This window comes from Sphingobacterium sp. UBA865 (assembly GCF_002295765.1).
Taxonomy (GTDB): Bacteria; Bacteroidota; Bacteroidia; order Sphingobacteriales; family Sphingobacteriaceae; genus Sphingobacterium; species Sphingobacterium multivorum.
The window spans coordinates 213075-226665 of record NZ_DBGB01000042.1; the positions used below are offsets into that span (position 1 = coordinate 213075).

At 37.5% G+C, this 13591-nt stretch carries 17 protein-coding genes; 8 read left to right on the forward strand and 9 right to left on the reverse strand.

Features of this window, described 5'->3' with window-relative positions; genetic code table 11:
• Positions 1–68: 68 nt before the first annotated feature.
• Complete coding sequence (locus B2O97_RS23920) at positions 69–554, forward strand: hypothetical protein (RefSeq protein WP_070569433.1); 486 nt, start codon at positions 69–71, stop codon at positions 552–554.
• 32 nt (positions 555–586) lie between these two features.
• On the opposite strand, the gene B2O97_RS23925 is transcribed toward B2O97_RS23920, so the two are convergent.
• The 7 genes from B2O97_RS23925 to B2O97_RS23955 all read right to left on the reverse strand — a co-directional run bounded on the left by B2O97_RS23925 (position 587) and on the right by B2O97_RS23955 (position 7397).
• The gene (locus B2O97_RS23925; protein ID WP_236560159.1) at positions 587–1159 is read right to left on the reverse strand and encodes a Crp/Fnr family transcriptional regulator; all 573 of its coding nucleotides are present in this window, start codon (positions 1157–1159) and stop codon (positions 587–589) included.
• 394 nt (positions 1160–1553) lie between these two features.
• Positions 1554–2705 (reverse strand): AAA family ATPase, encoded by a 1152-nt coding sequence (locus tag B2O97_RS23930; protein ID WP_236560158.1) that lies wholly within the window; start codon positions 2703–2705, stop codon positions 1554–1556.
• Entirely contained in the window at positions 2648–3361 is a 714-nt protein-coding gene (locus B2O97_RS23935; protein WP_115047927.1) for an RNA ligase family protein, read from the reverse strand. The genes B2O97_RS23930 and B2O97_RS23935 overlap by 58 nt, the downstream gene beginning before the upstream one ends.
• 264 nt (positions 3362–3625) lie before the next feature.
• A complete protein-coding gene (locus B2O97_RS23940; protein WP_286768287.1) occupies positions 3626–4303 on the reverse strand; it encodes a LytR/AlgR family response regulator transcription factor in 678 nt (225 codons plus the stop codon).
• 5 nt (positions 4304–4308) lie between these two features.
• Positions 4309–5805 carry a TlpA family protein disulfide reductase gene (locus tag B2O97_RS23945; RefSeq protein WP_115047923.1) on the reverse strand — a complete coding sequence of 499 codons (1497 nt, stop codon included), beginning with the start codon at positions 5803–5805 and terminating at the stop codon, positions 4309–4311.
• 87 nt (positions 5806–5892) lie between these two features.
• A complete protein-coding gene (locus B2O97_RS23950) occupies positions 5893–6882 on the reverse strand; it encodes a sensor histidine kinase (RefSeq protein ID WP_286768288.1) in 990 nt (329 codons plus the stop codon).
• Positions 6831–7397, reverse strand: a complete 567-nt coding sequence (locus tag B2O97_RS23955) for a hypothetical protein (protein ID WP_286768289.1) — start codon at positions 7395–7397, stop codon at positions 6831–6833. The genes B2O97_RS23950 and B2O97_RS23955 overlap by 52 nt, the downstream gene beginning before the upstream one ends.
• Positions 7398–7854: 457 nt before the next feature.
• On the opposite strand from B2O97_RS23955, the gene B2O97_RS23960 reads away from it, so the two are divergent.
• From B2O97_RS23960 to B2O97_RS23990, 7 genes are all read left to right on the forward strand, one after another.
• Positions 7855–8391, forward strand: coding sequence for a hypothetical protein (locus B2O97_RS23960; RefSeq protein ID WP_201303501.1), 537 nt, complete (start codon positions 7855–7857; stop codon positions 8389–8391).
• 198 nt (positions 8392–8589) lie between these two features.
• Positions 8590–8988, forward strand: a complete 399-nt coding sequence (locus B2O97_RS23965) for a hypothetical protein (protein ID WP_115047917.1) — start codon at positions 8590–8592, stop codon at positions 8986–8988.
• Positions 8989–9008: 20 nt separating this feature from the next.
• The gene (locus B2O97_RS23970) at positions 9009–9578 is read left to right on the forward strand and encodes an NUDIX domain-containing protein (RefSeq protein WP_115047914.1); all 570 of its coding nucleotides are present in this window, start codon (positions 9009–9011) and stop codon (positions 9576–9578) included.
• A 68-nt stretch (positions 9579–9646) separates the two neighbouring features.
• Positions 9647–10186: a GNAT family N-acetyltransferase gene (locus B2O97_RS23975; RefSeq protein ID WP_115047911.1), complete on the forward strand. Its 540-nt coding sequence runs from the start codon at positions 9647–9649 to the stop codon at positions 10184–10186.
• Between the two features lie 30 nt (positions 10187–10216).
• On the forward strand, positions 10217–11308 hold the full coding sequence (locus B2O97_RS23980; RefSeq protein ID WP_115047910.1) for a tetratricopeptide repeat protein: 1092 nt from the start codon (positions 10217–10219) through the stop codon (positions 11306–11308).
• A gap of 113 nt (positions 11309–11421) precedes the next feature.
• Positions 11422–11955 (forward strand): NADPH-dependent FMN reductase, encoded by a 534-nt coding sequence (locus B2O97_RS23985; RefSeq protein WP_115047908.1) that lies wholly within the window; start codon positions 11422–11424, stop codon positions 11953–11955.
• A gap of 52 nt (positions 11956–12007) precedes the next feature.
• On the forward strand, positions 12008–12286 hold the full coding sequence (locus B2O97_RS23990; protein WP_286768290.1) for a hypothetical protein: 279 nt from the start codon (positions 12008–12010) through the stop codon (positions 12284–12286).
• Between the two features lie 148 nt (positions 12287–12434).
• Here the strand turns inward: B2O97_RS23990 and B2O97_RS23995 are convergent, their stop codons facing one another.
• Positions 12435–12989 carry a peroxiredoxin family protein gene (locus B2O97_RS23995; RefSeq protein ID WP_236560157.1) on the reverse strand — a complete coding sequence of 185 codons (555 nt, stop codon included), beginning with the start codon at positions 12987–12989 and terminating at the stop codon, positions 12435–12437.
• A 175-nt stretch (positions 12990–13164) separates the two neighbouring features.
• Positions 13165–13584 (reverse strand): hypothetical protein, encoded by a 420-nt coding sequence (locus B2O97_RS24000; RefSeq protein WP_286768291.1) that lies wholly within the window; start codon positions 13582–13584, stop codon positions 13165–13167.
• Between the last annotated feature and the right edge of the window lie 7 nt (positions 13585–13591).

The following is a 13591-nucleotide window of genomic DNA, read 5'->3' on the forward strand; positions in this document are numbered from 1 at the left end:
AAGTCTAAATTAGTTTTTTTGCAGAAAAACTTACTTTTACTTAATGTACAAACAGTAGCATACAAAATATGACAACCAACCCCATTAAGGTATATACAGTAGTTTCAAAAGAAGTAAAAGAAGATCCAGATTTATTCACCAATCTGGAAGGTGTCTTCTCAACATATGAAAAAGCACAGGAATATATTGATCACTTCTTTGGTAATGCTAAATATGGTTATCGATCTATTGTTACGACCTATTTAGACCCCTTTCAGGAAGAAATCCAAAATAATGATTCTTATTATAGCATATCATCTCAATTAATAGGGCCGCATTTAGAAGTTGAGATCTGTAAAACTTCTTTTGCTGTTGTCCTCTCCGAAGTTGAACAATTGCGTATCGATCCGGCCACCTCAGAGAAACCCTTGGAATTAAACCTGCACTGTTTTGCTGCTTCTGAGGAAAAGGCAATGGAAAAATTCGAAAAATTAGCACAAGACTATGCAAAAGAACACAAGCTTCAATTTCAAATTAGCCCTTTTCGCATTGCAGATTCGGACCAATGCTATTAGCCTTCAATTGCAATGAAATTATAGCAAGAGATTCAGGGAAGTATTTTTTTACGGATTTCACTTAAATATTCTGGCGTAAATCCCAGATACGAAGCAATCAGGTATTGCGGAACACGTTGTACAAACTGCGGATATTTACGGAGCATATCATGGTAGAATTCTTCTTTAGATTTAGAGAATAGATATTTAACCCGCATTTGCGCAGCAGCATAAGCCCTTTGGTAGACAAATCGAAAATAACGCTCCATGATCGGAAATGCAGCTACCAATTTTTCTTGATTTTCTTGACTGATATAAACTAAATCTGAGGTCTCTACGGCCTGAATGTAAAATGACGTAACAAGCTTATGTTCGAAAGCCATATTGTCCGTAATCCACCAATTTTCTATGGCAAATTCAGTCGTTTGTTCGACTCCCTTTTCATTAACAAAGAATTTACGGAGAATACCTTTCAATACAAAAAAATGGTATCTACACACTTGGCCCTCCTCCAGTATATTTTCTTTTTTCGCGACCGTTTTGGTCTTAAAGTAATGCAATATTTCTTCTAATTCGACCGGATCGATAGCGACAAATTTCTTTATATGTTCTTTCAGTTTTTCCAACAGTCTGTCAATTTTTTGTACAGACAAAGCTACTCATTCATTTTATCATAAAAAATACATGCGGCACCATTTCAAATAAGCTCGAAGAGCAAGGCTGGGAAAATAAATTCAAGTAATGGATGTCATCGATATCAAAGAAAAGGACCTCATGTCCATGTTAACACCAAAATTGAAGGAATGACAGCACATTGTGACTAGTGTTCCTAAAAAGGATTCTAACAGAAAATCAGCCCGCCATTAAAATAGGCGGGCTGATTCGCATTTATGGTATCCAATACGGTTTATCAGAAAACAACCTTACTATACTAACGTAAAATTCGAACTTTTCGTACTTTATTTACTTAATCCGTAAAACCAATCTACAAAGCCGCAATCTCCTGCTAAAAAGCGCCATCTATTCCGTAATGTAGTGAACCTCATGCGCCTCTGTCAACTGCGGAACTTCCAAATTATGAAGCATTTTATCCAATACAACATCTGGCAGTGGATATTCCCGATCGTTATTCTGCGTGCGCCAAATCTTGTAGGGTTTTTCAACGTACAACAATTTCACGTAGGCTTGATAGCTGACAAAAAGATCGATCAATTGTTTTCGCATCTGGGAAGTTATATTAGTGGCATTCCAGATAAAATCCTGTCCGCAGCGTAAGTATTTTTTTGCCTGCTCTTTTGCTTCCTGTACAACCCATCCGTTTCTCTTTTTATCGGTCGGATCAATGCGATACTTGCGTCTGATGTCGTCCAGACTAATAACGGGGAGGTCGGTATTCATTGCTAAAATCTGATAATCTTTGCCCATTCCCGGCAAACCTGAAAGTACAGTCACCGTGGATTTGAATATATCAAAAGGCACATAACCAACATAACTATCGTTTCCATTAAAATATGTAAATCGTGCATTTTCAGACAAAAAAGAACGCGTGGCATCCCAGCAGCCAATCTCTTTACTATACAGTTCGAACATATCCAATGCATAGAGCAAATTATCCAAATCGCCACAATACCTTCCTTTAGCATCAGCTTCGGCCAACAACTTAAGTTGACTCATTTTGACACATAGTGACGCTTCCAAGGCGCTCTTCATCGGATCGGCTTTTTCCATCAACCATAATGGCAACCCATGATAGCGTACCAATGCGATAATTTCCTCCCGTAATGCAAAAGGGGTCTCCACATCACGAAATAAAATCTCCCGTGTGGTCTGTGCTCCTTTTTTGGCATGATTTGGTGAACTGATACGACCATCGGCAGCGACAACTGTCGTCGATCTCTTCTCGACATCATGCAATAAAGCGGAAGCCCAGAGGAGCTCCTGCTTTTGTTCATCCAGATTCCGATATTCAGGCAATGCTTCCAGCTGCTGTAATACCATTTGGGTATGAATCGCGACATTCCCTTCGGCATGATGTAAAGGATCCTGTTGTACCTGTTCCATATCCCTGACCCAAGAAAATTGTTTCGCTAAAGCCGACCAATCCTTATTTGTTGCTATTGTCCATTCCATGAATAATCCCTCCTTTCCCAAATCATTTTTGCTCTTCGCCATGATTTTGTCCAATGTTCGTCGGTCTGCACATGTCCTTTTCTAACGTATTTAAAAACATTGTGCTGAAATTCGCTGACGGCATATGCATCAGCATTCCTGCAGACTAACCCCTCCATCGTACATGCTTCTTCAGTTTTAGGATCAACCGATCCAAATATAGAAGACTGCATGGCCAAATTTTCGACTAAACGCCGAAGTTCTAACTCAGTCAAATCCTTTACCATGTCGAGTTTTAAAACAGGTACAGTAGGCAAATCAAATAAACTGGCATAAAAAGTAACTTCTTCCCATGAAAGCCACTGATCTTTAATTCGAGCAGCAAAAACATAATAATAGTGCTCAAGTTGCATATACTCGATCGAATGCACAGCATAAAGATTTTCACCAAAAAACTCCAAATCACCCAGATCGTTTTTTAATCTGGACCAATGCTCCCGAAGCTGGGCCGTCCATGGCGACGTGGTTGGAGCTGCATGAGATCGTGCAAATACTCCACGCCGTGAAAGGCAATTATTCTCGCCATCTAATTTTTCTGTAAATAACAGTTGATGGAAAGATTGCATATCCTTCCAATAATATTGATTAAAACGATCGTCGCTGCTTGTCCCTGGCGAAAATGGGAAATGATAGGTACGACCATATTTTGTTGATTCCATTTTTAAAATTTAAATCCATACTAAAAAATTGAAGACATAGGCATTGGGTAAACAAATCGGGTAAATCCTGTTGTTTACTTTCTTCCTAAATATCGACAATGCATTACATGACTTTAAATTTTAAAAATTGACAACACAAATGATCTGTTGCTACAAAAGTATACAATTTATTTTAAAAACATAAATACGCTCCCTTTGATTTTTGGACAACACACCGCCTTCCCTACTTTCTAATCAGCCTTGATTAGTCAAAAAACGCGTCAATTAATATAATTTCAATTCAGTGTATGTCGTTCCAATGGGAATAACCCTGTCTGCTACCCAAATTTGGGTTTTGTCGAACTTCATCATTTTACTTCGTGCGACGATAAATGCTCTGTGACAACGAACAAATTCGCCCTTCGGGAGCAGTTCCAGCAGCTCGCTAATGGTAATTCTAGAACTAACGCATTTATTATCGTTCAAATGTATTTGGGTGTAATTGCCTGATGCTTCAATATACAGGATACGGTCGAATTCAACTTTAACATGTTCATAACCATCTTTGACGAACAGATAGTCTTTGTTATGCTGTAGCTTTTTTGCCCGAAGGCTATACAATTCGCTCGCCTTGTTGCAGGCTTTCAAAAACCAGCTCATAGAAAATGGTTTAAGCAAGTAATCGATGGCGTCGAGCTCGAAACTCAATAGCGCATGCTCAGAATAAGCCGTCGTAAAAATCACCATTGGCGAAGTATTCAAACTGCGCAGAAACTCTATTCCTGAAATATCTGGCATTTTTATATCTAAAAAGATAAGGTCCACCTGCTCCTTCTGGAGATAATCAATCGCCATATACGCATCCGTAAATGTACTTTTTAATTCAATAAAAGGGACTTTAGCTATATGGTGTTCAATAACCTGCAGTGCCACAGGTTCATCATCTATCGCGATGGCTATCATAACAATTATTGATTTAAAATCTGATCTATTTGGTCATACAGTTGTTTTCCATTACTTGGTCGAAGAGCCTTTTCCACAACTAATTTTCCTGTTTTATCAAATATAAAATATTGCGGATAATATTCGGCTTTGTCTTTTGCATTTAGCAGTAATTCCTTCCAAAAGGGCTCAATCTGTTTCCTATTTTTACGTAAATGGATTCCGGTTAAATTGTTGACGCGTATAAAGTCTTTCCAGTCCTGATCGCGATGGTCTTCATCCATATCCAAATAAACGAAGGCAATATCTTTATCCATGTATCTTTTCTTCAGTTCAGGTGTATACTTCAATTCAAACTTGCAGGGACCACACCAGGTTCCCCAAACATCCAAATAGACCACTTTTCCTTTCAATTCAGCAATCAGGTCGTCGATCGATGAGATAGGTTGATCATCTTCAATCAACCGAATGTGTTTGTTGTGTTTATTCGCCACCAAAAGAGCGTCAAGATCGGCAATATAGCTTTCAACAAGCGGCGTATGCTTATCTTTTGGAAATATCTTCCAATGTGCTCCTGCCAATGCTTTTAAATGCGTTAAGTCCTTGTCATGATATAGATTGACCAATTGTTGAAAATTGTATTTTTCTACGATAGGCTTGGAGAAATTATTTAAAGCACCGATAAACCGCCAATAATCTTTACTATAGATAGTCATTAATCTATTTGCACTGTCTAAGCTTATCCCGAAATAAGGGATTGGTTCACTAGACGGAATTTTCTCGGCCCGAATCTTAACAAATGCTTTCGTTTCCAAATAACGCAGGTAATTGTCAAGGAAAGAATAAAAAGAAGGGCCTCCAAAGTCGTCCTGTAAATTAATAAGTGCTTTTCCAAACAGCTCTAGAACCAAACTATCTGCGGTAGACTTTGGCAATTCAGCGACACGGGCAAAATCGTTCAGATGGTTCATTCGTTGCGCGTAAAACTCAGTACGTATATAGTTTTTTAGTGAGGAAGACAATGGACTAGTTTGGATCACTTTATTGATTTGATTGCAATCCGCTAAACAGGGAATTAACACTTGCTGTCTCAACTGAGCCAAAGAGCATTGAGCAAGATTATTTACGTTCGGGGCCTTCATAAAAAAAGGCACTTCATCGTGTTTTATTTGCTGTATAATTTTGTTTTCTGTCAAAGCACTACCGTCTGTAAATACGATCGTAGTGTCGGTTAAATTCAGGATAAGATCTTTACCGGGGCTTAATAACAAGGTTTGAAATACACTGCTGTAATTTAGAGTCGCGGATTTTCGAGCTGTTATTGGCAGTGCGACCTCAAATGTGCCATCGCTGGCAACGGTTATCCGTTGCGAATTTTCTTTATAAAAACCAAAAACAAGAGGAATATTAATTTCCAAGGCCTTGTTTGGATCATAATTCCAAATCTTACCGCTCAATTTAAATTGAGCATGACTGCTTAGACAATACAAGGTCATAAGCAAAAAAACAAGTATTTTTTTCATTGCTGTTAATTAAGGAACCAATAAATCAGGTGAATAATTGATTAAAAGATAATGGAACTAGTTAGATTTAAATAACACTAGCCATCTTTAAATATGTAAAGTTAAATGGATAAAAAATTCATTGGCATTTTCACGTATCATCAGTTCATGTCGATCTCGATATAGCAATGAAAGACGTTGGCGTACATTCTCCAAACCGACACCACTTTTTAGTTTTTCGGGATCACGATCACTTTTCGGATTAATGCTATTACTCACATCGAAAAACAAAACCTGGTCTCGCACTTGCAAAGATATTTTAATATAAGACGATTTCTGAAGGCTTATACCATGCTTAAATGCGTTCTCAACGAAAGGGATCAGCAACATAGGGGTAATTTGATAATTTTCAAACTGCTCTTCTATTTCCGTTATAATGGTAATTTTGTCTGACATCGAAGTCCGCAGGGTCTGTAAAGCGATGTAATTATTCAGGTATTCTATTTCACGCGTCAACGAGATTTTATCTTGCGTATTTTCATGGAGCATAAACCGCATCATATCGCCCAATCGCTGAATTCCCTCCCCTGTCCGTTCGGCTTTTTCCTGTAATGCCGTGCCATACAATGTGTTTAAGGCATTAAATAAAAAGTGTGGGTTTATTTGGGATTTCAGAAAAGTCAGATTTGCGTCCGACTGACCGAGCTCCGTACGTAAGGAGGCAATTTCGTTGTGACGCATTAGACGTTTTTTAAAGAGAAACCAGGAAAGCGGAACGCTAACCAATAATTGCGTGGGTAAATGAAACATGGCAACGATAAAGATCACTTCACCGTTCTGGTTAAAGAAGAATAGGGCCAATATGCTTAATGGTATAACTAAAACCAAACTCACCGCAGCGATAATCCAAAAGAAGTCGCGGAATTTCTTTTGTTTTTCATGTAATTTTGGCAACAAATAGTATAAGGAATAGATTACGATACCAACCGCAGACAACACGACCAAAGTCCATAACACCGAAAGTTGGTAATGCGAGTGAGATATGATCAAAAAAAACAATCCGATAAACCAAAAGCCAATTCCAAAGGCCAAATCCATTTTAGCTGCTTTTGTATAGCCGGGTTTTCAACCCTGTTTTTAAGCAGATAGCTGATCAAAAATTGCATGCAGGTGTATAGAGAAATTACGATTGTCCATAGAACTGCTTGTGTTAAGGACTTAAAAAACATGCTATTATAGCCTCTTTGAATACTATCAAAATCCATAAGCTCATAGGTATGGCTATAATTCCGGCATACACCTAAAATCAGTCCAGATATCAAGATCAGAGCAGCTAGTAATGAATAATTCAACAGCTCCCGTTTTCTGTTGATGAGCGCAGGAATAAGGGCAAAATTTAATGTGAGAAACATCAAATATAGAAGCAGATAATAGCTAAACTTGGGTACAAAAAAATTAAAAAAATAGGAGTAGTTTATTTTCTGACCAATGAAATAGTTATGCATACCACTATCATCCCGATTGTTTGTATCAACAAGCAAAGCATAAACAACAGCGACAAATACGACAGTTGCCATCCAGAACTCTATTTTTCTTACGTCTTTCAATTTCATGTTATTGGTTTTGATAAGACAATATTAACTGAAATGAAAACATAACACAGAAAAATGTGACGAATACCACCAAAAATGTGATGAATCAAATGTTTCTTCATCTTATAGCTGGGATTCTATTGTTGTTCTTATAAAATAGCATTTGATTTTACTATCTTTAAGCTGAAAAGTATCAAACCAGCTTTATTAACTTTATTCAAAAAAAGACTACATAATTAATCCACTGTTTCAAACATTCACGTCCGATTTTTGCGGCAACTGTTACGGCAAATAGCGAAGATTGCATATAGGCATTGGGCTGTCGAATGGTCATAAATACAGGTTTTAAAAAATAATTGATCAAATAGTTAACTATATCGTATTAAAAAGGTTTACTAGTTTAGAAGAAGCTCAGGAATGTCATCAGCTACTTTCGGATAGAGGTGTAAAAACGCGGTTGGCTGATAATCTACCCCCTGTGGATATTACATTTTCTGGAAATACGGTAGGACACCAATATGAGATTCAAATAGACCCCGCCAATTTCGCAAATGCAGAATCTATTTTAGAAGAGCAGGAAATGCAATCTCTCCCACTGGTTGGAGATGACCACTACCTGTATCAATTTTCAGACGAAGAGCTCTTCGAAATCCTGCAAAAACCCGATGAATGGAACAAATTGGACTATGCGCTTGCCAGAGAAATTTTATTAAAAAGAGGGAAAGATATTGATCAGGAAAAGCTTGATCTTTTGAAGCAGGAGCGGCTCATGCAGCTACGGGAACCGGAACCACAACAGAAGTATTGGATTATTTTTGGCTATATTTCAGCCCTTCTAGGTGGTCTTTTAGGAATTGCAATCGGGTATATGTTGTTTAGTTCCAAAAAGAGCCTACCGAATGGCGAACGGATATTTTCCTATTCTGATCATGACAGAAAACATGGGACAAATATATTCTATATCGGATTATTTGTATTCACAATATCCGTTCTCATCAGAATTCTCTGGGGCTAATAGTATAATATTAAATCCTTTTATTCTTTTAGCAAAATAGATCGGTTGAGCTTTGTCATTGTGGTCATTCTGTATCCTATCACGATCCAATTAGCGTTAACAGTAGTAAATTTTTAATACTAAAAAAAAATACCGATATTTAAGATGATATCTTTATTCTTGAATTGTTTTTTGTAAACCTACAGACAAATTAGCTTTATGAATAGTTTAAAGACCACAGCCACTCATTTCCGTTATAAGAAGCATCCGGGAGATCTATTTAGAAATACGTCGGTTCAATTATTACCTCATCCCTATAAAAATCAAGAAGACTTTTGGGTATGGTTTCACCCCTTCTACCACCGTAGTGAAGACATTTCAGATTTAGGCGACCTATACAAACAGCTTCACGATACGCCCTGCCAAGAAACGAGAGTAGCATCAAAAAATGAGCTTTGTTACCCTGCGGTCTCAAAAGAACGTCTCTTTGAGGAAATAAAATCATTGGAGCAAAAGATCTATCAGGATTGCTTTGAAAACTTTTATTTGCTGATTATTGAAGGCCACATCGAGCTGTTAGAAAGCCATCAAATTGAAAGTAAAGAATCTAGCTCTTAATATCTATTCTTTAAACCGTTATGCATTATTTGACTTGTGCGATTATAAGGGAGGACGATAAGGTACTCATCTGTCAGCGTCCGGCATCGGTGACGCATGCCTTAAAGTGGGAATTTCCTGGTCGCATTACCGAGTCCCACAAACCAATGAAAGCAAATTTGTCGCTCAAAATCAGGGAAGAGCTTAATATAGATATTCTTGTCGGAAGGCCGTTAAAGATGACGCAACAAGACTATACAAGTCCAGCACCTTGTCTCTATCCTGTTCTCTGCACCTTTTGTTCTGGCGAAGTTGCCTTTCAAAAATATGTTCAAGCATTATGGGTTTCCCCCGCAGAACTATTGCATTTTGACTGGACAGATACCGATCGACCAATTGTAGAAGAGTATACCAGATACCTTGAAGATTCAAATCCTCCATCTCGCATAAGGGGAGCTTTTTTAGAAATCCTGATTGGACTTATCGGCTTTACACTGGTCCATAAATTCTTCAATCTATATATAGCCTTATTGATAACATTGATCTTAATCACTGTTACCGGAATTTATACCTATTACACCCGAAAAAATATAAAGAAAAGAATCCCATAAAACTTCCTTACATTTATAAAACTAAGTAACCCATAATTTCATTTTAGCCATATTGAAGATTTAATCAAATGAAGGATTTCCCACAATTAGTCACAGAACGACTTATTCTCAACGCCATTGACACGACTGATATTCCACAGATTGTAAACTATCTGCAAGACAAGGTTTATTCGGACTTTACCTCAAATATTCCCTACCCATACCGAAAAGAAGATGCTGAATATTGGCTTAAATTAGCCGAAGAAGCGTTTGCCAATCGTAAAGGATTCACTTTTGCTATTCGAAATAAAGATAAAAAGCTGATCGGAGCTATTGGTCTGCACGATGAAGGCTCGGATAAGGCCGAGTTGGGATACTGGATTGCTATTCCTTACTGGAATAATGGTTATGTCACGGAAGCTGCAAAAGCAATCATTGAGTTTGGTTTTAAAGAACTAAACTTCAATAAAATCTTTGCGACCTACTTCCCACATAATCCAGCCTCTGGAAAAGTCATGGAAAAAATAGGCATGAAAAAAGAAGCCCTGTTAAAACAACATTTAAAGAAAGATGGCCGGTATTACGATATTCCATTATACTCTATTTTTAAAACGGATCTAGCTTTTTAATAAAAATCAATCATTTAATCCGCTAAAAAAATGAAAAACAAAATTGGATATATTGCCGTCGTTTTTTTATTTCTCACTGGACAAACCACCTATGGTCAAGAAACAAATCGGGAAAAAGCTTCTTCAAAAGGAAAGGAAGCCATCCAACTCATGGACGATGGAAAGGTGGATGAGAGTATCCTATTATTGAAAGAAGCTCAAAATCTCGATCCGCATAGTATCACGTACCCCTATGAGCTCGGCTACGCCTATTATTTAAAAAAAGACTATAAAAAGACGATTAAGTACTTAGAAAGTATTAAGAGTGAGAAGATTACCAATGACAGAGTATATCAATTATTGGGAAATGCATACGATATGCTTGGCGAAAGTGATAAAGCTGTAGGTACTTACGAAAGTGGATTAAAAATATTTCCCAAATCAGGTCATCTTTATTTGGAAATGGGAGCCATCCAACGTGTCAAAGGAAATTTAGAAGATGCATTAGGTTATTATGAAAAGGGCATAGAGGTGGATCCGGAATTTTCTTCAAATTATTATTGGGCATCAAAGATATTTTGTATTTCCGATGAAAAGGTTTGGGGAATGATTTACGGTGAGATCTTTATGAACTTAGAACGAAACACCAAAAGAACAGCTGAAATAAGCGAGCTTCTTTATGATCAATACAAAACGCAGATAAAATTGAAAAGTGACACAGCGCTTTCCGTTAGCTTTAGTAAAAACGCATTTGTCAATGCAAAAACAGCAGATTCCAGTCAAATAAAACTGCCTTTTGGTGTAGGAGTTTATGAAACAACACTCGCGATGTCAATACTCGGTTCAAAATCTATAGATATCAATACACTAGACCCTATAAGAACTAACTTCATAAACAACTACTTTAGCAGTAAACACAACAAAATATTTCCAAATGTCCTCTTCAGTTATCAGAAAAAGATCATCGATTTAGGTTACGGCGAGTCATACAATCATTGGATATTAATGAAAGGCGACGAAGATGCTTTCGAAAAATGGCTAGAAAACAATGAAGAGAAATGGACACTTTTTTCAAATTGGTTTTTGAAGAATCCCTTAAAAATAGACAGCACAAACAATTTTTTTCGCAAACAATATGATTAAATATTCAGTATAATAGATAGCCACATCGATATAGCGATCTATTCAAAAAAATGAAAATTTATTTTCGTGAAATTGACTAAATTTAAGCAACCGATAATCATAAAGGATAAAACATGAAAATATTTGCATTCGCTGGGAGTAATTCTTCCACATCAATTAACAAACAATTGGTCAAATTTGTACTTAAAAGCTTCGAGGGGCACGAGATTAATTTGATCGACCTGAATGACTATAACATGCCTGTCTTTTCTGTTGACCTAGAAAAGAATGGCTTCCCACAGGAAGCGCAGCTTTTTCTGGATCATATTGCCTCCAGTGACATAATCATTTGCTCCCTGGCAGAGAATAATCGTTCCTATAGCGTTGCATTTAAAAATGTATTCGACTGGGCATCTAGAATAAATGTTAAAGTTTTCCAAGATAAACCCATGTTGCTTATGACAACTTCACCCGGAGGTTACGGTGGTGGAAATGTAATGGCCGAAGCGCATAAATTCTTTCCGCAGTTTGGCGCTATCATTAAAGAAACATTCTCGCTTCCCAAATTTTACGAAAATTTTGATCAGGATAATGGCGTAATCAGTCCAGAACACCTCAATAGTCTGAGGGAAAAAATAGCGGGCTTTAAGGAACAGATTTCTTCCTAACGTCAAAATCCAGTGTCATTTTTCTGGGCTTTGTATTGATTACTTCGATGCAGTGAACCTGCTGGAAAAGCTTTTTAAGGTTATTTTGCAGGGCCAAGCTACATACTGGCTTGGCCTTTCTTTGCTTATTCTTACCCTTTTGCTTACTGTTTCTCTAGTATTTTGTTACTTCTTTAGCAAAGGAATACCAAAGAAACAGCAAAGAAATACCAAAGAAACAGCAAAGAAACAGCAAAGGAATACCAAAGAAACAGCAAAGGAATACCAAAGAAACAGCGAAGAAATACCAAAGAAGAAGCGAGTCAATCCCCTAGCTGTCCCAAAGAAATAGTAACGGAATAGCAGAGAAATAGCGAAAAAGCTGCAAGCCCTTACCTTAGCACCCCAAAGAGCGGCGCTATAATAGAAAACGGTCCCCTAACGATAGCAGCTGTTAAAGGTTCATAATTAAGGAGGGGTGATTTACCCCTCCTTAAAATTTATTTAAGGAGCTCTTCGAGTTTCTCTATTAACTTTACTCCTTTTAAGTTGATTCCAACAATCTTACCTTCGGGAGAGATGAGGTAATTTTGCGGGATAGCCTGAATACCGTACAATTGAGCCGCTTGATTTTGCCAACCATTCAGATCAGACACCTGAGGCCAGGTTAACCCATCTTGTTCAATCGCTTTCATCCAGTTATCTTTCTTCCCGGGTTTATCGAGTGAAACACCCAGTATCTCAAATTTTGATCCTTTAAATTTTTGATAGGCTTTCACCAGATTAGGGTTCTCTGCACGACAGGGACCGCACCATGACGCCCAAAAATCCAAAAGCACGTATTTACCTTTAAAATCCGAAAGTTTTAAAGCTTTACCTTCAGGAGTTTCCTGTTCAAAATCTAAAGCTGGCTGTCCAATTCCTAGTTTTTTTGCGAGTTGAATATCTGCATTCAATTTTTTTCCGATAGCTGTTTGCCTTAATCTCGATGACAAATTGAAAAACAAAGGTTCGGTGGTAACTACATTATCATCGTAGCTGGCAACTTCCTGCAAGGCCAACAAACTGAAGTAATTGTCTGGATTATTGACGATAAAATTTCGCTGCGCCTTCTTACGTTCTGTTTCGATCTTGTCTATTTCTTGCGCAATTTGGTTGAGCGCATTCTCGTCACGATTTTTTTACTGATACAAATCAGCTCTTTTAGACTGCTGAACCATAAGCTTTTTCTCATAGGAGTTTAAAATAATCTTGATACTGCTTATAGGCTACCTGCAGTTTACCGCCTTTCACCAAGGAAGACTCGAAAGGACGTTGAACAGTGATTTGCGTATTGGGTTCCATAGGGTCTACGTAAAATGTAAGACGCTCCATCGGGCCACCTTTGCGGTTCCAGAAGGAAGCTCCATCTTTGGAATAAAATAACATGACTTGCGTTGGTTCCATAATTTCCCCCTTATAGATCACATCATTGGATCCAAAATTAATAGAGTCAATTGTCAATTTTCTGTCCACGATGTAGCGAACAAATGCTTTAGATTTTGCGGGAAATTGTTTTCCCTTTATTGTTAATTGAAAACGCTGACCTTGAGCCGATACTGTCCCAAGACAACTTAAAACCAAGAATATGGATGTAGCTATTTTTTTCATATTGACT